Below are 26190 nucleotides of genomic sequence, written 5' to 3'. Positions count from 1 at the left end.
GGCAGGCGTCAACGGACAAATGATGGCGCAAGTTTGAAACGGTATTTTTCGAAGCTTGCGGCAAAAGAACCAGAATGCCTTTAGTCCACTAATTTAATAGACAATATTCTAAGCGCGGATTGCCGAACGCCTCTTCCTTTGGGCGCGGGCAGACCGATCACATTCGATCGTTTTCAGCATCGGGGCTTAGAGTATGGGTCGTGCAGTTTCTGGATTTCCATTGCGAGGCAGCATTCGCGCTGCCGTCGCCTTTTCATTTCTTTCCTTGGCCGCTCCTCATGCCTTCGCAGCATCCGACAGCGCCAAGCCGGTCGATGGCGGTGTTCTGAAGGTCGGTCTGGGAACAGACACGGCAATCATCGACCCGTCGATCACAGGCAGCTCGATCACGGCGGTCATCACCCGCAACATCGTCGACTCGCTCGTCGGCCAGGCCGAGGACAACAGCTTCAAGCCCTGGCTCGCCGAGCGCTGGGAGATCAATCCTGACAACACCGTCTATACGTTCCATCTACGCAAGGGCGTGACCTTCAGCGACGGCACGCCTCTCGATGCTGCCGCGGTCAAATATAATTTCGACCGCATCCTCGATCCGAAAACCACCTCGAGCTACGCGAAATCGCTGCTCGGACCAGTCGACAAGATCGAGGCGCCGGACGCATCCACGGTCGTCATCCACTATCGCCAGTCTTTCGCGCCGCTTCTGCAGGGCCTCAGCCTGCCCTATCTCGGCATCCAATCTTCGGCCTATTTGCAGAAGGCGACGAACACGACCAATACCGTCGTCGGCTCCGGTCCCTACATTCTCGACAGCTATGTGAAGGGTAATGGCAGCAAGCTCAGCCGCCGCGCCGACTACAATTGGGGGCCAGGTTATGCGACCCATACAGGCCCCGCTCACTTCGATGAGATCGATTTCAAGTATCTGCCGGAAGCATCGGTTCGCCTGGGTGCACTCGCGAGCGGCCAGGTGCAGGCGATCGACGCCGTTCCGCCTGCCAATTTCCGCTCCGTGCAGGGCAATGGCGCGCTGCAGGTCGTGACGAAGGAAAATCCGGGCGTCAGCAGCGCCTTCTTCCTGAATACCTCGAAGGGCCCCTTCAAGGAGGTCAAGGTTCGACAGGCGTTTCAGAGCGCGGTCAATGTCGCCGCGGCCGTGAAGGCCGCCTATTTCGGCACGCTGAAAACGGCCGACAATATCCTTGGACCCTCGACGCTCTATTACGATCCCGGTCTCAAAGCCAAATGGGGCTTCGATGTCGCCAAGGCGAACCGCCTGCTCGACGAGGCTGGCTGGAAGGAGAAGGATGCCGATGGCATTCGCAAGAAGGACGGCCAGCGCCTGACGCTGCATTACGTCTATGACAGTGCCCAGGTCGGCGATTCCGATATCACGCTTGCCCAGGCGGCACAGTATCAGGTGCGCCAGGCGGGCTTCGATCTTCAGCTCGATCCGGTCGATGCCGGCGGCTTCACCGCGCGTACCGGCGCCAATGATTACGATCTCGTCTCGCTCTATTATGTGCGAGCCGAGCCCGACATCCTGCGCACGGTGTTCCATTCCGCCTATGCGCCGCCGAACGGCGCGAATTATGCACGCATCGCCAGCCTTGACGACAAGCTGAGCAAGGCGATCGGCGCGAGCGACGCCGAGCGCAAGCAGCTCTATGGGGAGATCCAGGCGGAGATCATCGAGCAGGCCTATGCGGTGCCGCGCTATATCGCGGCCTACCAGCTCGGCGCTTCCAAGAAGCTGCTCGGCATCAACTGGGCGACCAACGCAAAGCCGAATTTCTACGATGCCTGGCTCGCACCGTAACCTGATCCATGCCGTCGCGAGGCGGCTGGGTGTGATCGTCGCCGTGTTGTGGGGCGCGGCGACGATCGCTTTCATTGCCGTCAAGCTCATTCCCGGCGACCCGGTATCGATCCTCACCGGCGGCGAAAACATCGTCGATGCCGCCGAGCGCGAGGCGCTGGTCCGGCAATATGGCCTGGATCAGCCGCTGCTGCTGCAATATGGCCGCTATATCGGCCAGGCGCTGCTCGGCAATTTCGGGGAAAGCTATCAATATCGCCAGCCTGTCGTTGACGTCATCCTGGAAGCCGCCGGGCCGACGCTGCAATTGGCGGGAAGCGCCATCGTCATCGCACTCAGCCTCGCGATCACCGTGGCATTGGCAACCGCCGGGCGTAGGAGAGGGCTGGCGGTCACGCTATCCAGCCTTGAGCTGGTCCTGCTGAGTACGCCCGTCTACTGGATCGGCATCGTGCTGCTGTCGCTCTTCAGCTTCCGGCTGCAATGGTTTCCGGTGACCGGGAATGACGGATTTTCTGCCCTTGTGCTGCCGTCTATCGCGCTCAGCCTGCCGCTCGCGGCACTCTTGAGCCAGGTCCTGCGCGACGGGTTGGAGGAGGCTCTTGCCCAGCCATTCGCATTGACGGTGCGCGCCCGCGGCGTCGGTGAGACGCTGCTCCGGGTTCGTCATGGGCTGCGCCACGCCGCACTTGCCGCATCCACTCTCACCGGCACGCTGTTTGCCAGCACCCTTGGCGGCTCGATCCTGACCGAAACCGTGTTCGGCCGTTCCGGTATCGGCCAGATCACGCTGCAGGCGATCAAGACCCGCGACATGCCGCTGGTGCTCGGCCTCGTGATGCTGTCGGCCTGCGTCTTCGTCATCATCAACCTGCTGGTCGATGCGCTCTATCTGCTCATCGATCCAAGACTGCGGAGAACGGCGCAATGAGCAGCGCGGACCTCGTCGACCAGGTGCAGCGCCGACGCGGCGATGGTGGCTCTCTTGCCAATCCCTGGCTCGCCCCCGGCCTGCTGGTGCCGCTCGCCGCGGTCGCTGTGCTGGCGCTGGCAACCTGGGCGCCGCAATGGTTCACGGCCCTCGATCCGGAGGCGGTCGACCCCGACCTCGTGTTGATGCCGCCGGATCTCACGCATTGGTTCGGGACGGACGAGCTCGGCCGCGACCTATTTTCCCGTGTCGTCCACGGAACCTCGATGTCGCTTGCCATCGGCGTCGGTGCGACGCTGATCGCCACCATCGGCGGCATTCTGCTGGGAACGGCGGCAGCGCTTGCTCCCAAGCTGGTCAGTCGCGTGCTTGTCCGCCTGATCGATATCCTGCTCGCTTTCCCCGAAATGTTGCTGGCGCTGCTGGTGATCGCCGTGCTCGGGCGCGGACCGGCCAACACGCTGCTCGCCGTCGGGCTTTCCAGCATCGCTTCCTATGCGCGGCTGGTGCGCTCGCAGGTCCTGCAGGTGCGGCTCTCCGGCTATGTCGAGCATGCCGTCACGCTCGGCGAACATCCCTGGACGATCATTATCCGCCACATCATTCCGAACACGGTTCGCCCTCTGCTGATCCTGGCGACGATCGGGGTCGGAAGCTCCGTTCTCTCCGCTTCGGCTCTGAGCTTCCTCGGCCTCGGCGTCGTGCCGCCGGCGCCCGAATGGGGAGCCTTGCTCGCCAACGGCCGAAACTTCCTGGATATAGCACCCTGGACCAGCCTGTTGCCGGCGACCGTCGTGGCCGCCTCCGTCATTTCGATCACTCTTCTCGGCCGCCGGCTGCAGAATCTCCTGTCGAAGGGGGAGGCGCATTGAACCTCAACAATATCTCGCAAAGCCATTTCGTTGCCGCACCCGCAAGCCGTCCCGCATTGCTTGACGTGAGGGGACTGAGCGTTGCCTTTCCGACACCGCGTGGCCGGGTCCAGGCGGTCAGGGATGTGTCCTTTCAGATCGCCGCCGGCGAGATTTTGGCGCTGGTCGGCGAATCCGGATCGGGCAAATCGGTGACGGCCCGCACGCTTGTCGGCCTCGCCGGTGCTCGCGCCGAGGTTCGGGCGGAAGCGATGTCGATGGTTGGGCATGATGGACGCTCGCTCGATCTTCTCGGTCTCTCCGAAAAGGCCTGGCGCCGGCTACGCGGCCGGGAGGTCGGCTTCGTCCTGCAGGACGCGCTCGTCTCGCTCGATCCGTTGCGGACGGTCGGGCGCGAAGTGGCCGAGCCCATTCTGGCGCATCGTCTGCTGCCCCGGTCGCAAGTCGCCCGCCGTGTCGAGGAACTGCTCGGCCGGGCGGGTATTCCTGATCCCGAACATCGCGTTGCCCAATATCCGCATGAGCTTTCCGGCGGGTTGCGGCAAAGGGCGTTGATCGCCTCGGCGCTTGCCGCCGAGCCGCGCCTGCTGATAGCCGACGAACCGACGACGGCGCTGGATGTGACGGTGCAGCGACAGGTCCTTGCCGTCTTCAAGGAGCTGGCCCGCGCCGGCCATGCCGTCCTGATCATCACCCATGATCTTGCCGTGGCCGCGCAGCTCGCCGACCGCGTTCTGGTGATGCAGAATGGCGAGGTCGTGGAGGCTGGTCCGGCCCGTGTGGTGCTGTCGTCGCCAAGACACGAGTATACGCGCCGCCTGTTGGCGGCCGTGCCGACGGCGGCGACGCGTGGGCACTGGCTGAGCAGGAGCGATGCCGCACCGATCCGCAGGACTGCCGTCGAAGCCGGCGCGCCATTGCTTGAGGTCCGCGATGTCTCCGTGAGCTTCAAGCGTGCCGATGGCAGCCTTCTTGATGCGGTAAAGAAGGTTTCGCTGGAGGTTGGCCGGGGCGAGACGCTCGGCATCGTCGGTGAATCCGGTTCCGGCAAGTCGACGCTCGGCAAGGTCGCCCTCGCGCTCCGCCGTCCGCAGAGTGGCGAGGTGCTGTTCGAGGGAAAGCCGTGGAACGCACTTTCCGAATCCGAGCGGCGTCCCTTGCGCTGCCTGATCCAGACCATCAGCCAGGATCCACTCGGCTCCTTCGATCCGCGCTTCACGGTCGAGCGCATCATCGAGCAACCGCTCGTGCTGCGCCGTGGGCTCGACCGGGCGGCGCGGCGGTCCAGGATTGCCGAGCTGATCGAATTGGTCGGCCTGTCGCCGGATCTCCTGCCGCGCCGGCCGAACACTCTGTCCGGCGGCCAGCGGCAGCGCGTCTCCATCGCCCAGGCGCTTGCCGCCGAGCCGAAGCTCTTGATCTGCGACGAGCCGGTATCCGCGCTCGATGTCACGACGCAGGCGCAGGTGCTGGATTTGCTGGTCGATCTGCAGGGACGGCTGGGCCTATCGATGGTCTTCATTTCCCATGATCTCGGCGTGGTCCAGCATATGAGCCACAGGATCGCGGTCATGAAGGATGGCGCGATTGTGGAGACGGGGCCGGCGGAGCGGGTCTTCAATCACCCGCAGCATGCCTATACGCGCAATCTGATCGCCTCCGTGCCCACGCTGTCGGCCTAGGCGTGAGGGCGGTCTGAAATCCGGGCATAAGGCTTTCATCGGGATGCCTGGCCGAAAGCGGATGCGGTGACCGGCCGAAAGACATTCTTCGTCACCCATCCAGATTGGAATTTCTTTTCTCGGCTGATTTATACATTAAACATATAGATTAAATGTATAATTTGAAGCTTTCATGGCAGGTCAGATGAGTTACGCGTTGAGTTTGCTCGACAAAAGTCCGATTGACGGCGAGGAGCCGGCGGCCGAGGCTTTGGCCCGGACGCTTGCTTTGGCGCAGCGGGCCGAGCGCTGGGGGTTCCGCCGCTTCTGGGTGGCCGAGCATCATAATAATGCGCGACTTGCAAGCTCGTCGCCGGAAGTGCTGATCGCCTATCTGCTGGCGCACACGTCGCGGATCAGGATTGGTTCCGGCGGGGTGATGCTACAGCATTACAGCGCCTACAAGGTCGCCGAGAACTTTCATCTTCTCGCCACGCTGGCGCCCGGTCGTGTCGATCTCGGGGTCGGAAAGGCGCCCGGCGGGCTTCCTCTGTCGACGCGGGCGCTGCAGGGCGCTTTCGATCCGGCGCGCAAGCCGACATTCGCGCAGCAATTGGCTGATCTCAGCATCTTTCTTGGCGGCGAGGCGGCGGAGGATGCGGAGGAAAGCCTCCGCGCCTATCCGATACCGGCCGTTCCGCTGAAGCGCTTCCTGCTCGGCGCCAGCGTCGAGAGCGCTGAACTGGCGGCGGCTCACGGTTGGGAGTTCGTCTATGCGGGCCATCTCAATGGCGATGAGGCCCAGCTCGATCAAGTGCTGAGGACCTATCGCGATGCAAGCGGCGGTAGGGTTCCCGTGCTTGCCATCGGCGTCATCGCCGCCGCGAGCGATCAGGCGGCCGAACGCCTTACCGGCGATCTCCGGCGCTTCAAGGTCGAGGTGAAGGGCGGTCAGAGCGTTACCGTCGGCAGCCTTGCCCAGGCGGAGGAATATGTCCGGCAGGCGGGCGTGACGGATTACCGGATCGAGGAAAAGATGCCCGGCGTCTTTCGCGGCACCGCTTCCGGCATCCATGCCGAGCTGGACCGGCTGCATCGGCGCTACGGCGTCGCCGAATTCATTCTCGACTGCCCGGTGACCGACAAGGTAGCGCGTCTTGCCTCGATCGAGCTGCTGGCCGCGGCGCATCTCTCCGTCGCGGCATGATGAGCCTGTTTCCCCGCATATCAGCCATTCGCAGCCTGCCGTGGGGCAGGCACGCCGAACGCGGCAAGGAGGCCGCCTCGCGATGAGTGACAGCATCCGCATAGCCACGGCCGACGATGCGCCGGCCTTGCATCGCCTGCTGCACGCGGCGTACCAGCCGCTGAAGGAGATGAACATCCGCTTCACGGCCACCACGGCCGATGTCGTTCTGGTGCGTGAGACGATCCGCCGGCATACGAGCTTCGTTCTCGAGCGTGACGGAGAGATCATCGCCACGGTCTCCGTGCGCTTTCCCTGGCCGACCGGCGAAAATCATCTGGCGAGCTACCCGTTCATTCACTGGTTCGCCGTTTCGCCGGACTTCAAGCGGCAATCGATCGGCAGCACGCTACTGGACCATGTGGAGCTGGCTTTCCTGCGTGATCAGATCAAGGCGCCGGCCGTCTATCTGGCGACCGCGACCCGGCATCCCTGGCTGGTCGGCATCTATGAGCGCCGTGGCTATGAGGGTTTCTACAAGCATATCCGGCACGACGACGAAATCCTCCTTCTGCGCAAGATCCTCAACCCGGAGATCTACGAGAAGCTGGAAGTCGCCGAATACAAGCGTTTCGAGCCGCAATTGCTGGCGCATGCCCAATAGGGCCGCTGTATCGGCCTGTGGGCAGCATCACTTTCAACGGCGTCGGGGGACTGGGATATGATGGTAACGAGAAGAGGTTTCATGGGTACCGTCGGTGCTGCGGCATTGACGGCGGCCATCGGACATCGCGCGGCCCATGCCGAGGGCAATGCATCGCCGCGTCGGGGCGGTTCGCTCGTCTACGGCATCGAAACCGAGCCGAACACGCTGAACCCGCATCTGAACGGCCAGGCCAAGGCCAAGCTCGTGCTGCGCAACATCTATGAATCCCTGCTCGCCCGGACGGCCGATGGCGGATACGTTCCCTGGCTTGCTACCGCTTATGAAATCTCCAGGGACGGCAAGACCTATACGTTCAAGCTGCGCGATGATGTCGCCTTCAGCGACGGGGAGAAATTCGACGCCGCGGCCGTGGTGCTGAACTTCACGAAACTGAAGGAACCGCAATATTCGGGCAGCATCAGCGCCGGTTATCTGTCCTACGTCATTGAAGCCAAGGCGGCCGATCCGCATACGGTGGTCCTGACGCTTGACCGCGTCTACGCCCCGTTTCTCGACGGTGTGGCCAGCATCGATATCCTGTCGCCGCGCGCCTTTGCCTCCACGCAGATCAAGGCCGGTGGGCCTGAGATCGCCGGCACCGGGCCTTTCATCCTCGACCGTTATGTCCGGGGCCAGGAACTCCATCTGGTCCGCAACCCGGATTACAAATGGTCGCCGTCAAGTGCGGGGCATCAGGGGCCGGCCTATCTCGACGAGGTGACCTATCGTTTGTTGCCGGAATCGTCGGTGCGGACCGGTGCGCTGATATCGGGGCAGGTCGATGTCATCGAAGGCATTTCCGGCAATGACGCCGCTCTTTTCAAGGACAATCCCGACTTCACCTACCAGAGCGCGCTCAATCCCGGCACGCCCTATACGCTGTATCTCAACACCACCTATGGTCCGACCAAGGATGTGAAGGTCCGCAGGGCGGTGATCGCCGCCGTTGACGTTGCGGGGATCGTCGAGTCCATCTATCGCCGCGAACGCACCCGCGCCTGGGGCGTCCTGACGCCGGCGGACAAGGATTTCTACGACGCCAGCATCGAGGGCAGCTATGGTTTCGATCCGAAGCTTGCCAATCGATTGCTGGATGAGGCGGGCTGGACGGCACGCGACGCCGATGGCTTCCGCACCAAGGATGGTGCGCGCTTGTCGATCGAGATCGTACAGTCACAGGTGACGCTGCGTGACCAGCGCGACGTGCTGCTACAGGCATTGCAGGCCCAGGCCCGGCAGAGCGCCGGCATCGAACTTATCCTGAACAATGTCGATTCCGGCACCTATGCCGAACGGCAGAAGAGCGGAAAATACGGCGCCATCCCCAATTCCACCACCAATCAGGGGAATGCGGTCACCATCTATTTTCACTATCTGCCGCCGGACAAGGGCGGATCGATCAATTACAGCCGCACCGAGGCGCCGGAGATTACCGCCTGGCTGGACAAGGCCGCCTCCACCCTCGACGCAAAGGAACGCTTTGCCACCTACGCCGAGTTGCAGCGTTTCGCCATCGTCGAGCAAGCCTTCGGCCTGCCGCTTTATGTTCCCGAGGACCAGATCGCCGCGTCGACCAAGGTGCGCGGGGTCGGCTTCCGCCCGTTCAAGCAACTGCCCGAAAATGCCTACGACATCTGGCTGGATGCCTAGCCGGAAGGCGAAGGCTTTCGCGACCGATCAGACTTCTTTTTCATCCTGGAGACGATGACCGACATGTTTTCCCGCCGATCTTTCCTGAACGTTACGACCGCCACGCTTGCGAGTGTTCTGTTGCCTCTTGCCGCTCATTCGCAGGAGGCAACGCCGGTCAGCGGCGGCAAGCTCGTCTGGGGCGTGGAGACCGACCCGGCGACGCTGAACCCGCAGCTCAACGGACAGGACAAGACCAAGCTCTTGCTGCGCAATGTCTACGAGTCGCTGCTGGCCCGCACCAAGGAGGGTGGATATGTCTCGTGGCTGGCCACCGGCTACAAGATCTCCGATGACGGCAAGACCTATACCTTCACGCTGCGCGACGGCGTCACCTTCAGCGATGGCGAGAAGCTCGATGCGGCCGCGGTCGTGACCAATTTCACCAAGCTCAAGGATGCCGCCTATTCCGGCAGCAACAGCGCCGGGCCGGTTTCGAGGGTCGCCGAGGCCAACGCCGTGGACGCGCACACCGTCGTGCTGACGCTGAGCGAGGTCTACGCCCCGTTCCTCGATTTCGCCGCCAGCCTCGAAATCCTGTCGCCCAAGGCTTTCGCCTCCTCGCAGTTAAAGTCCGGCGGCCCGGAAATCGCCGGCACCGGTCCCTTCATCCTTGAGCGTTACGTCAAGGGCCAGGATATCCATTTCGTCAAGAATGCGGCCTACAACTGGCCGCCGAAGACCGCTGCCCATCAGGGGCCGGCCTATCTCGATGAGATCACCTACCGCTTCCTGCCGGAATCCTCGGTGCGCACCGGTGCGCTGACCTCCGGCCAGGTCGATGTCATCGAGGGTATTTCCGGCAATGATGCCGGATTGTTCAAGGATAACCCGGACTACAGCTATCAGAAGGCGCTCAACACCGGCACGCCCTATTCCCTCTTCCTGAACGTCACCTATGGGCCGACGCAGGATATCAAGGTGCGCAAGGCCCTCGTTGCCGCGATCGATGTGGATGCGGTGCTCAAGTCCGTCTATCGCGGCGAGCGCACGCGCGCCTGGGGCATTACTTCGCCGATCGATACGCAATTCTACGACAAGAGCATCGAGGGCGCCTATGGCAGCGATCCGAAGCTTGCCAACCAGCTCCTCGACGAGGCCGGCTGGACGGCGCGCGACGCCGACGGCTTCCGCACCAAGGATGGCAAACGCCTGACGATCGAGGTGGTCCAGGCACAGGCAACGGTGCGCGACCAGCGCGACGTGCTGCTGCAGGCCCTGCAGGCGCAGGCAAGGCAGAATGCCGGCATCGATCTCACCATTTCCTATGTCGACGCCGGTACCTATACCGACCGGCGCAAGACCGGCGTCTTCGGCTCCATCGCCAATTCCAACACGCCGACCGATGCGATCGACATCGAGTATCACTATCTGCCCCTCGATAAGGGCGGTTCGATCAACTACAGCCGGGCTTCGGCGCCAGAGCTTCTCTCCTGGCTGAAGGCCGCCTCGGCGACGCTCGACGCCAAGGAGCGCTTCGCCCTTTACGCCAAGCTGCAGCGCTTCGCGATCGTCGATCAGGCCTATGCGCTGCCGCTTTACGAACCGGAGGATCAGGTCGCCGCCGCTTCCTATGTGAAGGGCATCGGCTTCCGTCCATTCAAGCAACTGCCGGAGAGCGCCTACGACATCTGGCGCAGCGAATGACGGTCTGAACCAGAGCCGCCCTTCGCAAGGCGCGGAGGGCCATAGGAGCAAGAGATATGGACGTTGAGAATGTGACAGCCATTCGCCATGCGCCGGCTTCGGGGGTGCTGGGGCGTCTGTCGTTTGCACGCGGCACGCTGCCCTCGCAGATCCTGGCCCGCGTCGGCTCGGGGATCATCGTGCTATGGGCGGCGGTGACGCTGAGCTTCGTCAGCCTGCATATCGCGCCGGGCGATATCGTCGATCTCCTGATCGGCGAACAGCTCCGCACGCCGGCGGTGGAGGCGGCGATCCGCGCCGAATGGGGCCTCGACGAACCGCTCTATGCGCAATATCTCGCCTATCTCGGACGTATCCTGCACGGCGATTTCGGGCGCTCCTACATCCTGCAGACTGATGTTTCGACCCTGGTCCTGTCCCAGCTCTGGCCGACGGTGAAGCTGACGGCGGCCGCCCTTGTCGTCGCCGTCGTCTTCGCGGTGGTGAGCGCGGTTGCCACCGCCGGGCGGCGCTGGCCGCGGCGTATCGCCGGGGGTTTCGAACTGGTGCTCGTTTCCACCCCCTCCTTCTGGCTGGGCATCGTCCTGCTGTTCGTCTTTTCCTTCACGCTCAAGCTCTTCCCCGTGGCCGGCGACAGGACTTTTTCAGCGCTCGTACTACCGTCACTGTCGCTTGGCCTCTCGCTTGGCGCGGTCATCGGACAGGTGCTGCGCGAAGGGCTGGAGCGGGCGCTGGAAGAGCCTTTCGCGCTCACCGTGCGCAGCTGGGGCGCAAATGCGCTAACGCTCAGGCTGCGCCACGGTCTGCGGCACGCCGCCCTGCCGGCGGTCACCCTGACGGGCTGGCTGATCGGCGGCCTCCTGTCCGGCGCTGTCATCACCGAGCAGGTCTTCGGGCGTCCGGGGCTTGGCAAGATCACCGTCGATGCCGTGCTCGGAAAGGACCTGCCTGTCGTGCTGGCCGTCGCGATCCTGTCGGCCTTCATCTATGTCGTGCTCAGCACCCTGGTCGATGTGCTCTATCTGCTTCTCGACCCGCGCTTGCGCGCGCGGACATGAGGGGCAGGCGATGACACTCTCGACCACGCTTCCACCCGTCTCCGCTTCCCGATCCCGACGCATCCTTGCGGCGGCGGCCCATCCCGGCCTGCTGGTCGCGACGGTTTTCCTGCTGCTGATCGCATTCGCGACCGTCTCGCCGCATCTGCTGAGCGCCTATGATCCGATCGCCGCCGAGCCGCTTCAGGCACAATTGCCGCCGAGTGCGGCACATTGGTTCGGCACGGATCAGCTGGGCCGGGACGTTTTCTCCCGCGTCGTCCACGGCGCCCGCTATTCCATCCTGATCGGCGTCAGCGCCGTGGTGATCGCGGCGGTCGTCGGATCGATCCTCGGCCTCGCCGCTGGCCTAGCGCGTGGGCTGGTGGACGAGGTGGTCACGCGTTTCCTGGACGTGGTTTCCGCCTTCCCCGATCTGTTGCTGGCGCTGGTGCTGATTTCCTTCACCGGCCCCGGCACCTATAATCTCATCTTCGCGCTCGGTGTCGCCTCCATCCCCCGTTTCGCCAGAGTGGTGCGCGCGCAAACCTTCGTCATCGCCGAATCCGGCTATGTCGAGCAGGCCAGAACCTTTGGCCTGGCTCCATCCGTCCTGATCCTGCGGCATGTCCTGCCGCATGCGATCGCCCAGGTGCCGATCCTCGCGACCATCGGCTTGGGCACCGCGATCATCGGTGCCGCGGGCTTGAGCTTCCTTGGCATGGGGCCGCAGCCGCCGACGCCGGAATGGGGCGCCATGCTTGCGGAGGGACGCAACTATCTGCGCGTCGCCTGGTGGATCGGCGCCTGGCCGGGTGTCGTCATCACGCTCACGGTGATTTCCGTCAGCGTTCTCGGGCGCCAATGGCAGGCGGCTTTCGAAGGCAGGAGGCGCGCATGACCCCACTCGTCCATATCCGCAATCTGTCCATCGCCTTTCCGCAATCGGGCAACCCGAATGTCGTGGTCCGCGACTTCGACTTGACCATTCATCGCGGGGAATCCGTCGCTCTCGTCGGCGAGTCCGGCTCCGGCAAGTCCGTGACGGCGCGCTCGCTCGTCGGGTTGACCGGTCCCGGTGCGAAAGTCAGCGCCAATGTCTTCGATGTGGATGGCGAAAGCGTGCTCGGTTTCGGTGAAAGGGACTGGCGGCGCCTGAGGGGGCACAAGGTCGGCCTGGTGTTGCAGGATGCGCTGGTCTCTCTCGATCCGCTGCGCCGCATATCGCAGCAATTGGCGGATGCGACCGGGCATCGCGGTTTCCTGCGCCGGCGCGAGTTGCGGGGCGACAGTGTCGCCTTGCTGCGTTCCGTCGGCATTTCCGACCCCGAGCGGCGCCTGCCGCAATATCCGCATCAGCTTTCCGGCGGCCTGCGCCAGCGCGCCCTGATCGCCACCGCCATTGCCCGGCAGCCCGCTCTCGTCATCGCCGACGAGCCGACGACGGCACTCGACGCGACCGTGCAAAAGCAAATCCTCGACCTTCTGGCCGAGCGCCGGCGGGCCGGGCATACGCTGCTATTGATCAGCCATGATCTCGCGGTGGTCTCGCAGCTTGCCGACCGGGTGCTGGTGATGCGCAATGGCGAGGTCGTGGAGGAGGGGCGCACGGAGGAGATCCTCTCGGCGCCGCGCCATCCCTATACGCGCCAGTTGCTCGATGCGATCCCCTCGGCGAGCTCGCGCGGCTACCGGCTGGCGCCGAGAAGCGAGGACGTCTCGCCGGCTGAAACGATCAAGGTGCCGGCGCAGGCTAGGGGCGCCGAGCGGCTGCGAATTCCTCTTCCCGCCAAGCAGATCGATGCGCGGCGGAGCATGCTTGTCGCCGAGCACCTGTCGAAACGCTATGGCAGCGGATCTTCGGCATCGCTGGTCGTCAACGATGTGTCGTTCAGGCTGGCCGCCGGTGAAGCCCTCGGCATCGTCGGCGAGTCGGGATCGGGAAAGACCACCGTCGCCCGCATCGTGCTGGGGCTCACGGCTACCGATGCCGGCCGGGTGCTGATCGACGGACGTCCCTGGAGCGGATTGACGGAGGCGCAGCGCCGGACCCAGCGCGCCGGCATCCAGCTGATCGCCCAGGATGCGCTAAGCTCCTTCGATCCGCGCTACACGATCGAAAAGATTGTCGGCGAAAGCCTGGATTCGGTTGGCATTTTCGGAGCCGAGCGAAGAGAGCGGGTGATCGAGGTTCTCGATGCCGTCCGCCTTGGAGCCAGTTTCCTCGACCGCTATCCACGCGCGCTTTCGGGCGGACAGCGGCAAAGGGTCGCCATAGCCCGCGCCTTTGCCCCACGTCCGAAGCTATTGGTCGCCGATGAGCCGGTCAGCGCCCTCGATGTCTCCATCCAGGCGCAGATCCTCGATCTGCTGGCGGAGCTTCAGGCCACTTCCGGCACCTCTCTCCTGTTCATCTCGCACGATCTCGGCGTCGTCCACCATCTGACGGATCGCGTCGTGGTGATGAAGGAGGGGCGGATCGTCGAGACCGGAGATGTCGGCACGGTCTTTTCGGCGCCGCGCCATAGCTACACGCAGGCTCTGCTGGAGGCCGTTCCGGCGCTGGCTTGAGCTGCACGGCCGCAAATCGGCGAATACAGCGATTTGCATGGCCGAATCCGTATTTGAGAAAACAGGAGTACTGCCCCATGAGTATCGCCCGTCCACGCCGCCTGAAGACACTGGTCGGTGCCGGCAATTTCGTCTCCGCCCCCAATGATGCAAGCCCGGTGACCGGCGCTCTCCGTGCCGTCGAGCTTGCCCGCAAGGCGGAAGCGGAAAAGATAACCGGTCTGTTCACGGCCGACCTGCTGCAGGCCGATCCCGACGGGCTTTCGGGCACGACGGGCACGCAGGAGCCGATCGTGGCCTTGGCGGCGCTGAGCCAGGTGACCTCCCATATCGGCCTGATCGCGACCGTATCGACGACCTATCATCATCCCTACAATCTCGCCCGCCTGATCGGGACGCTGGATCATGCCAGCGGCGGCCGTGCGGCCTGGAATGCCGTTACTTCCTCCGTCGGCGAGGAGAATTTCGGCGGTGAAACCATTCCCGATCCGGCCAAGCGCTATGCGCGGGCGGCGGAATTCATCGAGGTGATCAACGCGCTTTTCGACGCCAACGATCCGGCGGCGGTCAGGCGTGGTTCCGGCGGATCGATCAGCGTCGATCCCGGCAAGCTGCACCGCATCGACTATCGTGGCGAGCATTTTCAGGTGCAAGGTCCGTTGAACGTTCCGCCGCCGCCGCAGGGCCGGCCGGTGCAGTTCCAGGCGGGCCAGTCGGCCGAGGGCGTGACGCTCGGCGCGCGCTATGCCGAGGTCGTCTACACGTCACAGCCGACGCTCGACGCGGCCATTGCCTTCGTCGGCGAGTTGCGGCGGCAGGCCCGCGGCTTCGGACGCGGCGCCGACCTGCCGCTTGTCATGAACTCGTTCCACTCCGTGATCGGCGAAAGCGATGCCGACGTCGCGCGCCGGCTGAAGGAAAAGCATGAGCGGATCGACTACGAGAAGGGCCGGCTGAAGCTTGCCGACATGCTCGGCGGAGATGTCGACCTTGCGGACCTGCCGCTCGATCAGCCGCTGCCGGCGAGCCTGCTGCCGGAGGTCGATAGCGTCAATCGCCGGCGCGGCCGCGTCGAGATCTTTCGGCGCTATGCGCAGCAGGGGCTCAGCCTGCGCGAATTGATCATCCAGGCGCAGGAGACGGGCCACTGGTCGGTCGCCGGCACGCCGGAAAAGCTTGCCGACGCGATAGAGGAACGTTTCCGCGCCGGCGCGCTCGATGTGATTTCCCTGCACGGTTTGGGCAATCCGGACCAGGAGGATTTGCTGCTGAACGGGCTGCTGCCCGAACTGCGCAAGCGCTCGCTTCTCGACAGCGACTATCTCAGCGGCGATTTCCGCGCCAATCTCGAGCTGCCGAAGCCCTGGATTGCGCAGGAGCCGGCGGTTCGTCAGGCAAGCGGGCGATAAGGCCCATTTGTCCGGACTTTGAGCGAGCGGCTATTGGCGCACTCAAGGCTTTTCCAACACCTCGTGCTCGTAGAGCTGGTCCATGCTCAGGGATGCGACGTCGGCGAAGGGGGTCTGGTTGCGGACGCGGCCGCTGCCGAGGATGACGACATCGTCGCAGAACGAGATGGTGCTGCGATGATGGCTGATCACGATCGTCGTGCGGCGTCCGGCGCGCGATCTCAGCGTCTCGACGATGGCGGCTTCCGACAGGCCATCCATGGCATTGGTGGCTTCATCGAGGATGAGGATGTCGGGATCGCGCACCAGCGCCCTTGCCAGCGCGATCCGCTGCCGCTGCCCGGCCGACAGGCTGGCGCCCCGATAGCCGACGACGGTTTCGTAACCGTCGGGGAGTGTCTCGATGAATTCGTGCGCCTCGGCAAGCCTGGCGGCGCGCTCCGCTTCGGCGAGTGAGGCATTGCGCCCATAGGCGATGTTTTCAAGAATGGTTCCGTCCACCAATTCCAGGTCCTGGCTGGCAAGCGCGATCCGGTTGCGCCATTGGGCGGGGTCGATGCGGCTGAGCGGCAGCCCGTCGATCAGGATCGCGCCCTCGTCGGGTTCGACAAAGCGGCAGAGAAGATTGACGATCGTCGTCTTTCCGGCACCGGACCGGCCGATGATCGCTGTCGAGCGCCCATGGCGGATTTCGAAGCTGGCGGAGCGCAGCACGACGGGCCGGGAAGCCGCGCCTGGATATTTGAAGGTCACGCCCTCGAATTTGATCGCGTCATGCAGCCCATGCGCGGGCTCCGTGCCCGCCGGCGGCTTCGGCTTGGCGGTGGGGTCCAGCAGCCAGCGGACCTCCTCCAGCGAACCGCTCCAGCCCTGCACCTGGCTCCAGGCCAGCTGTAGGGCGCGCACATGCGGCTGCAGCCGGTAGAGCAGGACGACGAAGGCGACGATGATCGGAAAGCTGACGCCCCATGACCATGCGCTCACCACGACAGCAAGGAAGAGCGCCGAATGCAGAACCTCCGTCAGCGGCGGCAGGGCGCCCTGGCGGGTCTGTAGGATGAAGCCCGCCTTTCGAACGGCGTTCGATGCTCCATCGAAGATCGCCTTTTCGCGCGCTTCCTGGCCGAAAGCCCGGATCAGCCGACCGGCATGAACGAGATGCAGCATCCTGCTGGCGAGCTCGTTGTTGAAGGAGGTGACGTCACGGCTCGGCATTTTCAGCGTGGAGGAAAGCAAGGCATGCGCGACCTGCACGAGGATGAGGCCGATCGCAACGCAGAGCGTCATCTGCCAGGACAAGAGCAGCAGGAAGGCGAGCAGGATGATTGCCGCCGATGCGTTCACGATCGTACCGAGCACGGTCTGTATCGCGTCCGATGCCCGCCAGGATTCGTTGGAGATGATGTTCAGCAGCCGGCCGGGGGTTTCCTGCAGGAAAAAGGGATAGCCGATCTTCAAGAGCTGATCGGCCAGCGCGCTGCGGATCGCGTGGCCGGCCTTGCCATAGATGAAGGTGGTGAGCGCCGTGTTGGCGAAGGCAAGGATGTTCTTCAGCGTGATCAATGCCAGGATGCAGGCGGCAATCGCCATCAGCCTCTGGCGATCATCCAGGCTCGAGCCCACCTGCTGGAAAAGGGCGGAAAATCCGCCGAGCCCCGTCGGGTCCTTCTGACCGCCGATGATGCTCAACATCGGAATGATGAGGCCGATGCCGGTACCCTCGAGCACGGCGCCGATCAGGCCGAAAACGACGACGACAGGCAACAGGCGCATCTGCCGGCCAAGCGCCCGACGCAGGATCTGCAGGCCCGGCAGAAGGAGTTTCAGCATGGCGGATCACCTCAGCGAGCGGGTTGCCTGTTTGATCTGGTCCACATCCGGCCGCCGGGGCCGGCCTGTCATGGCGAGCCGCGCGAATTCGGCCGCGCCCAGCAAATTCATGGACACGATCGGCCAGTGAGACAAGGACACTTCCGGATCGAAGCGCGATCCGCCCCATGATTCCCGCCAGGCCGAGCGAAAAGTCCAGTAAAAATGCCGCAAGAGCCAGGGCGCCCTGAACAGGTGCTTCAGACAGAGCCCGCCGTTTCCGAGGCTGTAGTTGCGGTGGAGCCGCTCGATCGCCTCCCGTGTGTTGCGCCCGTGATAGTGAAGAACGCTCATGTCTGGCACATATTCGATGGGGATGCCGAGCTGAAAGGCGCGGACGATATAATCGGTATCCTCGGCCGATTGCAGGACGCTGCCGGCGCCGAAGCGCTCGTCGAAACGGCCGACGCGCAGGGCGACCTCCCGGTGCATCGTCATGTTGCAGCCCAGAATGAAGCCGCCCGGATGGATGTCGGGGCTGAAGCGGGCCTGTTGTGGCGAGCGCTTGATCGTAAAGGGCAGGTCGAGCGCATTGCCGAGTTCGACGCGGCCGCCCCGGATGACGCAGCCTTCGCCGGCCGCGTAATGTCGCTCCAGATCCCGCAAGTAGTGCACATCCACTTCGCAATCGTCGTCGATGAAGATAAGGATTCGTCCGCGCGACCGCTCCATCCCGGCATTACGGGCCGCGGCGAGACCGCGGCGCGGCTCGTTCAGGGCTATGATCGTCATGCTCGACGTGGCGGCGATGCGGGCCAGTCGCTCGGCGGTGCCGTCGGTCGAGCCGTTATCGACCACGATAAGCTCGCTGGTGATCGAAGCATGCAGACGACAGGTGGCTTCGATCGATCGGATGCAGGCCTCGAGCGCTTCGGCACGATTGCGGGTGCAGACGATGAAACTCGCCGTGGGCTCACGGCCCGCGGGAGATCGAGGCGGCTTTGCGGATGGCTGTGCACGCTCCCGCATGGTTTCGGAACGTTCCCCGGCCATGTCAGGCGAGCCCCTGCAGCGACGGCACGCTCCTGGCGGGCACCGATTGCTTGTATCTTGCCAGCGCATCAAGGCGCAGGCTGGCGTCGCTCCAGATGCGGCTGCACCAGGGCGCGTAGGCGGCGGCGCGCAGGCCATAGCGTTCCCGGCGCCGGATCGTATGCCATTTCCCGGTCTGCGTCAGGAACTGATGCGTGAGCTGCGGTTGCTTCTCGTCGGCGATGAGCTGGTAGAGGAAATAGAAGAAGCACATCAGTCCTTCCTCGTAGCTTGGCAATGCCGGCGCAGGACCTGCGATCTTCGCTTCGATGGAGCGGAGACAGTCGGCGACACGCCGCACCGTGTCCGGCGTCACCGCCGCGCCGATAGCGTGCAGCGCATCGGGATCGTCGATCAGGGATTCGAGTTCCAGATTTTCGGCGGCGATCGTCAGATGCGTCCGGCGCATCGGCCGCTTGTGCTTGTTGGTGACGCTTTCGTCGTGAACGCGATAGGCGACCAGGCTGTCGTCGATCATGGCGGCGGGGAAGGTGCGGGTGATGCGCCGGAACAGATCGAAGTCCTCCGCATGCACGTAGCTTGCGTCGTAGGTCAGCATGTCCGCCGGGATGACATTGCGGTTGTACATCACCGTCGAATGCATGAAGACGGTGTAGAACATCGACAAGACATGCCAATCCGCCGATTGATGCAGCGGATTGGGCGTGCCGCGCACGAGCCGGTTGCCGATCAGCCGGTCGACGCCCGTGCCGCTGATTGCGAGCTCGGGCCGCTCCCGGAACAGGGCGATCTGGCGCGAAAAGCGGGTGGGATAGGCGATGTCGTCGGCATCCATTCTGGCGATCAGCTCGCCTTGCGCCATGGTCATGCCTTCGTTGAGGGTCGCGATAAGGCCGCGGTTTTCCCGCGAGACGATGCGCAGGCGGCCATCCGCCTGGCGATAGCGCTGCAGGATGTCGAGCGAACGGTCAGTGGAACCATCGTCGATGGCGATGACGTCGAGGCGCTGGTAATCCTGCCGCAGGATGCTCTCGAGAGCGGCGGCAAGATAGGGTTCGCCATTATAGACGGGCAGCAGCACGGAGACCAATGGAACAAACATTCTTCAGCTCGTCGATCTATTGAAAATCAGAGGTTTGGACGGCGTCACCGCGATTGCCGTGATCACGGCGATAGAGCGCCGGTTCGTATGCCCTAGCGCCGTGTCGATGCTCCAGCGGCTCGCCGGCGATGGCGGTCGATGGAGCAGAGCTCTGATGGTTGCGGGCAATATAGGGAAAGTAGCGCTTGAGATTGTTCAATGGCTTTTCGAAAACCAGCCAGGAGACCGAGGCAAGCAGCAAAGTCGCGGCACTTCCGATGACAAAGCGGCCGGCTCCCTGCTCGGAGACGTTGACCGGAATCCAGGGCTGAGCCTTGACGATCAGGGCGAGCACGATCGGATGGAAAAGATAAAGACCGTAGCTGATCCGCCCGATGGCCGTTATCGGCGGCAGCTGGAGCAGCCGGCCGATGGGAGATCGAAAGCCCGAGGAACCGTTGCCGACCAGCATGACGAGCGGCACGAGCGGAAAAACCTCCGAGCCGATCCAGATCGTCCAGTCGAGGATCGGGCTTATGGGATCGGGCCTCAGCCATAGCGCCACGGCGGCCGCGGCCGCCAACGGCATCCAGCCCAGCCGCATCCATTGCGGCCAAGCTTGCGTCCTGCTGCGATAGGCGGCAAGCAGCGCGCCGGCGGCCAGCGCGTCCATCGAGGCCGAAGGCAGCAGATCGCGCATCAGGTTGGGCGTTCCCGTCAGCGGCCAGCAGAGGCGATAGGCAAGCGAACAGGCGATGACGGCGATGCAGATGCGTTCGATCAGCCGGCGCGGCGCCAGCAGGATGACGAGCGGCCAGACGATATAGAACTGCTCCTCGATGCTGAGGCTCCAGGTGTGGCACAGGACCCAGGGCGTCCATTCATTGCGCAGGGCATACCAGTAGTTCGACAGGTAAAGCGCGTGCCATTTCAGGCTGCCGCGGGCGCCTTCGAGGTTGACGAACCAGATGAAGGCCAGCATGGCGAAATAGGGTGGGAATATGCGCAGCGCGCGGCGGATATAGAAGGCCTTCAGCGCCGTTGCCGGCTGGTAGCGGGAATCGGCGCGCGCTTCCAGCAATAGCCGCGTGATCAGGAAGCCGCTGAGGACAAAAAACAGACGCACGCCGAGATGGCCCCAAATGGAACCGTCGGCGGCGACGAAATGCGCGTACAATACCATGCTGACGGCAAGAGTTCTCAAGCCGTCCAATTGGCGGTCGCGTGTATTCGACATAGACACCCCTGGCTTTCAGCCTTTGCCGGACACTCTCCTCGACGGCGCCAACTCCCCGATATTTTGCCGCTTGCGTCTACTGTTCTTCTTTACGCCCCGCGCGGACCGATGAACCGTCAAGCAACCCTTCCAGCGTTCGTAAGCGAATCCGGCCAAACTGGGGCGTTTGCGGTGCAATTGGCGGGTGTTCGATCACGTGTTTGAAACAAATGGCCATGTTTTCGAAAATTCGGAAATATCCATTCCTTCGCATTCAAGACGCTTGGCATTCATCTGAGGAACCACCGTCCCGCAATCGCGATGGATCGGCGGCCCGCAACGCAATGTTGCGGCTGATCCCTTCATCGTCAACCCTATATGAGCATTATGCAATTCATGAGGGATATCCGATGGATGGGCCTACCTATTGGAATATGCAGGGGCGGCATTTCGCAGCCTTTGCCGCTTTTTTCTATTGCTAGTGGATGAGGCTGCAAAGTTCGCGTTTCGCAGCTTGTTTTTCTGATTGCTTTTGGATTGATAAAGGCTGAGTTGCGCTATGTACGTGGTCAAGCGCAAGTTTAGGAGGAAACGACGTGGTGGATGAAAAGCAGCTTATCTCCAAGATCACTTGGCGGCTTATGCCTTTTCTGGGTGTCCTTTATCTGATCGCCTATATCGATCGTCAGAATGTCAGCTACGCCAAGCTGCAGATGGTGGACGCGCTGGGCATGAGTGAATATGCCTATGGTCTGGGCGCATCGCTCTTCTTCATCGGCTATTTCCTGTTCGAGGTTCCGAGCAACCTGCTCCTCGACAGGTTCGGTGCGAGCAAGTGGTTCGCGCGTATTCTGGTTTCCTGGGGCGCCGTCACGGTCGCCTTGGCCTATACGCAGAATCCGACCATGTTCTATATCCTGCGCTTCCTGCTCGGCGCCTGCGAGGCGGGGTTCTTTCCGGGTGTTCTCTATCTTCTGACGCTCTGGTATCCCCGTGCCTATCGCGGCACCATGGTCGGGTTGTTCATGATCTTCAGCGCCTTGGCGAATGCGATCGGGGCGCCCATCGGCGGCGCCTTGCTGGATCTCGACGGCCTTTACGGCCATGCCGGATGGCAGTGGGTGTTCATCATCACCGGCGTTCCCGCCATCCTCGCCGGTGTCGTGACGTTCTTCTATCTGTCCGACCTGCCGGAAAAGGCGAATTTTCTCAAGCCGGAGGAAAAGGCCTGGCTCAAGCAGCGTCTTGCGACCGAAAATGAAGGCATGGAACAGCATTCATCGGACGGTTTTCGGGCATTGGTCAATCCGCGCGTTCTCTTGATGGCGCTGTGCTATGTCGGCTTTCCGCTGGCTGCCTATGGGCTCAGCTACTGGCTTCCGACCATCGTCAAGAGCTTTGGCGTCAGCAACACCACCAACGGCTTCATCAACATCATTCCCTGGGCCCTGGTCGCCATCGCCCTCTATGTGGTGCCGTCCATGGCGGACAAGGCATCCTCGAAGACGCCCTATATCGTCATTCCGGCATTGGTCGGGGCGGCGTGCCTGGTGCTCTCGGCCATCATTCCGAACCATACGATACAGTTCGCCTTCCTCTGCGTGGCCGCGGCCGGCATTTTTGCCGGGCAGCCGGTCTTCTGGAGCCTTCCGTCGCGGTTCCTCAAGGGCGCGGGTGCGGCCGCCGGCCTTGCGGCGATCAACTCCATCGGCAATCTCGGCGGCTTCATCGCGCAGAACGTCGTGCCCTGGATCAAGGACAGCACGGGCAGCACGATCGCGCCGATGTTCTTCCTGGCCGCCTGCCTGACCGCCGCCGCGATACTGGTGCTGTTTGTCGGCCGGATCGTCGCCCGCGTGACGGCCGCGCAGGATCTGAACGGCAGAGACCCGGCTCGGGTCTGATGTAGAGCGGAAAAGTCCGCCTTCGCTGACGAAGGCGGACTTTCTCAGTCTATCGATGATGAAGACCGGTGGCGCTCATGGCGCCCCGGTCTTTTGCATTTGACGCTCAGCCGAGCGCCGGGCGCGGAATGCCCAGATGATCGCGCAGCGTCGTGCCTTCATATTCGGTGCGGAAGAGGCCCTTTTCCTGCAGGATCGGCACCACGTCGCGCGTGAAGTCGTCGAGACCGCCGGGGAAGAAGGGCGGCATGACGTTGAAGCCGTCGGCCGCACCATTCTCGAACCATTGCTGCATGCGCTCGGCAATCTCGATTGGCGTGCCGAGCACGATATGATGACCGCGGCCGGCGGCGACGCGCAGGGCGAGCTCGCGGATCGTCAGCTTCTCGCGACGTGCCAGTTCGGTGAGCAGTTCGGCGCGGCTGCGCAGCTGGTCGGAGATCGGCAGGTCCGGCAGCGGGCCGTCGAGATCGTAGTCGGCGAGGCTATGGCCGATGCGCTCCTCGAGAAGCGGCATGGCGCTCTTGATATCCGTCCAGCGATTGAGGACATCGAGCTTTTCGCGGGCCTCGGCCGCCGTCTTGCCGATGACGGGCAGGAAACCCGGCATGACCGCCACGCTGTCGGGATCGCGTCCGAAGCCGGCAACCCGGCCCTTGAGGCTCTTGTAGAAGGCTTGCGCTTCGTCGAGGCTCTGCTGCGCGGTAAAGACGATGTCGGCGGTACGCGCCGCCAAGTCCTGGCCGGGACCCGACGAGCCGGCCTGGATCAGCACCGGATGTCCCTGCGGCGAGCGGGGAATGTTGAGTGGGCCCTTGACCGTATAATATTTGCCCTGGTGATCGAGCACATGCACCTTGGAGGGATCGGCATAGACGCCGCTTTCCTTGTCCTTCGGAAAGGCATCGTCGTCCCAGCTGTCCCAGAGGCCGCGCACGACGTCGACGAATTCCTCCGCGACGGCATAGCGCTCGTCATGCTCCGGATGGCTCTTGGAGAAATTGGCGGCGGTGCGCGCATAGGAGGTCGTGACGATATTCCAGGCGGCGCGTCCATGACTCAAATGGTCGATCGAGGCGAAGGCGCGGGCGAGATGATAGGGTTCGCCATAGGTGGTGGAGGCCGTGGCGGCGAGGCCGATCTTTTCAGTGACCATGGCAAGCGAGGCGAGCAAGGTCAGTGGCTCGAAGCGCGCGATCATCGAGGGGTGGGCATCGACACCGCTCGTCAGGCCGTCGGCCAGGAAAAGCATGTCGAACTTGGCCGCTTCCGCCATCTGCGCCACGCGGCGCAGCAGGTCGAAATTCTCGCTGCCGGCTTCGGCGTCCGGATGGCGCCAGCCGGAAACGTGATGGCCGGCTCCCTGCAGGAAAAGGCCGAGATGGATCTTGCGGGTCTTGCTCATGGTTTCATGCCTTGGGTTTCATGCCTTGGAATTGCGGAAAAGCATCAGGTCAGACGTTGGCCGAGCAGGGCGAGGAAGCGATGGAGATCATCCTCGCTCCGCATCGTCTGCGCAAGCTCCGGAACGGCTGAAACCGCCGGATGGTTGCCAGTGGCGTCACGGAATTTGCCGGTGGGGTCGCTGAGGCCCGGCAGCCCCTTGAACTCGCGGGTCAGCCGGTCGCCACCCGCGAGGCTCACCTCGGCAATCACGAAGCGCGTCTTCGGGTCATTGGAAAGCCGAGGGGCGCTTTCGTCATGGCGGCGCCCTACGCGGCGGGCAACGGCCATCAGGTCCTCGCGCACCGGCGTCTCGCCGAAATGATCGATCCGCAGCACGCCGTCGATGAGGGCGGCGGCGAAGACATATTCGGGGCTGAAGCGCGCGTCGATCCCGGTGGTCGGGTTTCTCACAACCAGCGCGGCATCGCCGCCCGGCGGGAAGGTGAACGTCACGGATTCGATGGTATCCGCGCGCAAACCTTCCTGATGCAGCTGAAGGCCGATCATGGCGACGGGATGACTTGCCGTGCAGCAGGGAAAGGCCTTGAGCGTCAGACCAGGCGAGACGATCTGCCACGGGGAGCCCCAGTTTTCCACCGCCGCCTGCGGACGCTCCTCGCCGAAGGCGAAGGCGGAGAAGAAGCCGATGTGATTGTCGAGAAAATCCCTGGCGCCGCCAAAACCGGCTCTGGCGAGTCTCGCCGAGAGAAGGCCGGAGCGCGCCGCCATGCCGGCGTGATAGGGCTTGGCGTCGTGGCCGAACTGCAGGCGCAATCCGCTGGAATGGGTGGCGGCAAGCCCGAGCGCCACGGCGGTTTCCTCGACCGAATATCGCAGCACATGCGCGACGGCGGCGGCCGCGCCGATCGTACCGAGGGTTGCCGTCGCGTGGAAACCGTTCTCGTAATGCTTCATGCCGAGCGACAGGCCGAGGCGGGCCATGGCCTCGAGCCCGACGATATAGCCAGCGATCAACTGCTCGGCGGACATCTGCACGTCCGCGGCAAGTGCCAGCAGCACCGGAACGACCACCGTCGTCGGATGGCCACGCACGCTGGAATGCACGTCATCATAGTCGAGCACATGTCCGGCATGGCCGTTGACCAGCGCGGCCGTCAAGGCATCGGTGCGGCGTTCCTGTCCGATGATCACCGCATTGCCACTGCCGGGAGATAGCTGCTCCAGAAGGATGAGCGTCGTCCGGTCGAGCGCGCCGCCGAAGGCGCAAGCCAGCCAATCGATGATCGCGGTGCGGGCCGCCTGAACGGCGGCTTCGTCCTTCAGAGGCTCGGAGGAAATGATGGCCTCGGCAAAGGCGGTGGTGAGCGGAAAGGTCCTGTCCATGATCGATCCCTTCAGATGCCCTCGCCATCCTCCAGCGAGCTGCGCGCGCCCGCCAGCCCGTTGACGAAGCGGCGGATGCGTGGGTTTGCGGATTTCTGGAAGATAGCCTCCGGCGCGCCCTTGTCGACGATGAGGCCGTTTTCGGTGAAGACGACGACGTCGCTGATTTCCTCGGCAAAACGCATTTCATGCGTCACGAGAATGCTCGTCATACCCTCCTTGACGAGATCGCGGATGACGGCGAGCACCTCACCGACGGTTTCGGGATCAAGCGCGGAGGTTACCTCGTCAAACAGGACGAGGTCGGGTTTCATGGCAAGCGCGCGGGCAATCGCCACGCGCTGCTGCTGGCCGCCAGAAAGCTGGCCCGGATACATCTGCGCCTTTTCGGAGAGGCGCACGCGTGCCAGGAGGTCCTTCGCGTGACGCTCGGCTTCCGCCCGACCGATGCCGAGAATGCGGGTCGGTGCCAGCGTGATGTTGTCGATGACCGTCAGGTGCGGGAAGAGATTATACTGCTGGAAGACGATGCCGATCTTCTGCCGCAGCTTGATGCGCTCGGCTTCGCTGGTCATCTGGTCGACACGGGCGCCGTTGACGGTGATGCGGCCGGATTGCGGCGTCACCAGCGCGTTGATGCAGCGCAGGATGGTCGACTTGCCCGATCCGGACGGGCCGATGATCGAGACGGTTTGTCCCCGCTCCACCTGTAGATCGATGCCCTTCAGGACCTCGGTGGGACCGAAGGACAGGTGCACGTCGGCGAGTTCGACAATCAGATTGGTCGCAGCTTGGCTCATGCCCAGCTC

20 protein-coding genes are annotated in these 26190 nt (G+C 63.4%); 13 read left to right on the top strand and 7 right to left on the bottom strand.

The window, feature by feature from the left end:
* Nucleotides 1–220 precede the first annotated feature (220 nt).
* The 12 genes from FHX11_RS13140 (at nucleotide 221) to FHX11_RS13085 (ending at nucleotide 15528) form a co-directional block, all read left to right on the top strand.
* On the top strand, nucleotides 221–1819 hold the full coding sequence (locus tag FHX11_RS13140; RefSeq protein ID WP_246780974.1) for an ABC transporter substrate-binding protein: 1599 nt from the start codon (nucleotides 221–223) through the stop codon (nucleotides 1817–1819).
* Nucleotides 1800–2750: an ABC transporter permease gene (locus FHX11_RS13135; protein WP_184358066.1), complete on the top strand. Its 951-nt coding sequence runs from the start codon at nucleotides 1800–1802 to the stop codon at nucleotides 2748–2750. Before FHX11_RS13140 ends, FHX11_RS13135 begins: the two co-directional genes overlap by 20 nt.
* The gene (locus FHX11_RS13130; RefSeq protein WP_184358065.1) at nucleotides 2747–3622 is read left to right on the top strand and encodes an ABC transporter permease; all 876 of its coding nucleotides are present in this window, start codon (nucleotides 2747–2749) and stop codon (nucleotides 3620–3622) included. The genes FHX11_RS13135 and FHX11_RS13130 overlap by 4 nt, the downstream gene beginning before the upstream one ends.
* Nucleotides 3619–5304: an ABC transporter ATP-binding protein gene (locus tag FHX11_RS13125; protein ID WP_184358064.1), complete on the top strand. Its 1686-nt coding sequence runs from the start codon at nucleotides 3619–3621 to the stop codon at nucleotides 5302–5304. The genes FHX11_RS13130 and FHX11_RS13125 overlap by 4 nt, the downstream gene beginning before the upstream one ends.
* A gap of 184 nt (nucleotides 5305–5488) precedes the next feature.
* Nucleotides 5489–6490 carry an MsnO8 family LLM class oxidoreductase gene (locus tag FHX11_RS13120; protein ID WP_184358063.1) on the top strand — a complete coding sequence of 334 codons (1002 nt, stop codon included), beginning with the start codon at nucleotides 5489–5491 and terminating at the stop codon, nucleotides 6488–6490.
* Nucleotides 6491–6572: 82 nt separating this feature from the next.
* Nucleotides 6573–7133, top strand: coding sequence for a GNAT family N-acetyltransferase (locus FHX11_RS13115; RefSeq protein WP_184358062.1), 561 nt, complete (start codon nucleotides 6573–6575; stop codon nucleotides 7131–7133).
* Nucleotides 7134–7190: 57 nt separating this feature from the next.
* Nucleotides 7191–8825, top strand: coding sequence for an ABC transporter substrate-binding protein (locus tag FHX11_RS13110; protein ID WP_184358061.1), 1635 nt, complete (start codon nucleotides 7191–7193; stop codon nucleotides 8823–8825).
* 63 nt (nucleotides 8826–8888) lie between these two features.
* Entirely contained in the window at nucleotides 8889–10511 is a 1623-nt protein-coding gene (locus tag FHX11_RS13105) for an ABC transporter substrate-binding protein (RefSeq protein ID WP_184358208.1), read from the top strand.
* Nucleotides 10512–10567: 56 nt separating this feature from the next.
* The gene (locus FHX11_RS13100) at nucleotides 10568–11569 is read left to right on the top strand and encodes an ABC transporter permease (RefSeq protein ID WP_184358060.1); all 1002 of its coding nucleotides are present in this window, start codon (nucleotides 10568–10570) and stop codon (nucleotides 11567–11569) included.
* Between the two features lie 10 nt (nucleotides 11570–11579).
* Nucleotides 11580–12449, top strand: a complete 870-nt coding sequence (locus FHX11_RS13095; RefSeq protein WP_184358059.1) for an ABC transporter permease — start codon at nucleotides 11580–11582, stop codon at nucleotides 12447–12449.
* Nucleotides 12446–14119, top strand: a complete 1674-nt coding sequence (locus FHX11_RS13090) for an ABC transporter ATP-binding protein (protein ID WP_184358058.1) — start codon at nucleotides 12446–12448, stop codon at nucleotides 14117–14119. The genes FHX11_RS13095 and FHX11_RS13090 overlap by 4 nt, the downstream gene beginning before the upstream one ends.
* Before the next feature lie 77 nt (nucleotides 14120–14196).
* Nucleotides 14197–15528 carry an NtaA/DmoA family FMN-dependent monooxygenase gene (locus FHX11_RS13085; RefSeq protein WP_184358057.1) on the top strand — a complete coding sequence of 444 codons (1332 nt, stop codon included), beginning with the start codon at nucleotides 14197–14199 and terminating at the stop codon, nucleotides 15526–15528.
* Nucleotides 15529–15570: 42 nt separating this feature from the next.
* On the opposite strand, the gene FHX11_RS13080 is transcribed toward FHX11_RS13085, so the two are convergent.
* From FHX11_RS13080 to FHX11_RS13065, 4 genes are read right to left on the bottom strand one after another with little or no spacing between them, the layout of a single operon-like run.
* Entirely contained in the window at nucleotides 15571–17358 is a 1788-nt protein-coding gene (locus FHX11_RS13080; protein WP_184358056.1) for an ABC transporter ATP-binding protein, read from the bottom strand.
* 6 nt (nucleotides 17359–17364) lie between these two features.
* Nucleotides 17365–18366: a glycosyltransferase family A protein gene (locus FHX11_RS13075; RefSeq protein WP_246780992.1), complete on the bottom strand. Its 1002-nt coding sequence runs from the start codon at nucleotides 18364–18366 to the stop codon at nucleotides 17365–17367.
* Nucleotides 18367–18391: 25 nt separating this feature from the next.
* Entirely contained in the window at nucleotides 18392–19492 is a 1101-nt protein-coding gene (locus tag FHX11_RS13070; protein ID WP_184358054.1) for a glycosyltransferase family A protein, read from the bottom strand.
* 16 nt (nucleotides 19493–19508) lie between these two features.
* Nucleotides 19509–20708, bottom strand: coding sequence for an acyltransferase (locus tag FHX11_RS13065; protein WP_184358053.1), 1200 nt, complete (start codon nucleotides 20706–20708; stop codon nucleotides 19509–19511).
* Nucleotides 20709–21283: 575 nt separating this feature from the next.
* On the opposite strand from FHX11_RS13065, the gene FHX11_RS13060 reads away from it, so the two are divergent.
* Nucleotides 21284–22591 (top strand): MFS transporter, encoded by a 1308-nt coding sequence (locus FHX11_RS13060; protein ID WP_184358052.1) that lies wholly within the window; start codon nucleotides 21284–21286, stop codon nucleotides 22589–22591.
* A 106-nt stretch (nucleotides 22592–22697) separates the two neighbouring features.
* On the opposite strand, the gene FHX11_RS13055 is transcribed toward FHX11_RS13060, so the two are convergent.
* Genes FHX11_RS13055 through FHX11_RS13045 form a run of 3 tightly spaced genes read right to left on the bottom strand, consistent with a single transcriptional unit; the run spans nucleotide 22698 to nucleotide 26181 of the window.
* On the bottom strand, nucleotides 22698–23996 hold the full coding sequence (locus tag FHX11_RS13055; protein WP_184358051.1) for an LLM class flavin-dependent oxidoreductase: 1299 nt from the start codon (nucleotides 23994–23996) through the stop codon (nucleotides 22698–22700).
* A 44-nt stretch (nucleotides 23997–24040) separates the two neighbouring features.
* A complete protein-coding gene (locus tag FHX11_RS13050; RefSeq protein ID WP_184358050.1) occupies nucleotides 24041–25381 on the bottom strand; it encodes an MmgE/PrpD family protein in 1341 nt (446 codons plus the stop codon).
* A gap of 11 nt (nucleotides 25382–25392) precedes the next feature.
* The gene (locus FHX11_RS13045) at nucleotides 25393–26181 is read right to left on the bottom strand and encodes an amino acid ABC transporter ATP-binding protein (protein WP_184358049.1); all 789 of its coding nucleotides are present in this window, start codon (nucleotides 26179–26181) and stop codon (nucleotides 25393–25395) included.
* Nucleotides 26182–26190: the final 9 nt, after the last annotated feature.

The sequence above is a fragment of the Rhizobium sp. BK602 genome, assembly GCF_014195095.1.
Taxonomy (GTDB): Bacteria; Pseudomonadota; Alphaproteobacteria; order Rhizobiales; family Rhizobiaceae; genus Rhizobium.
This window is presented reverse-complemented; position numbering and strand designations above follow the sequence as displayed.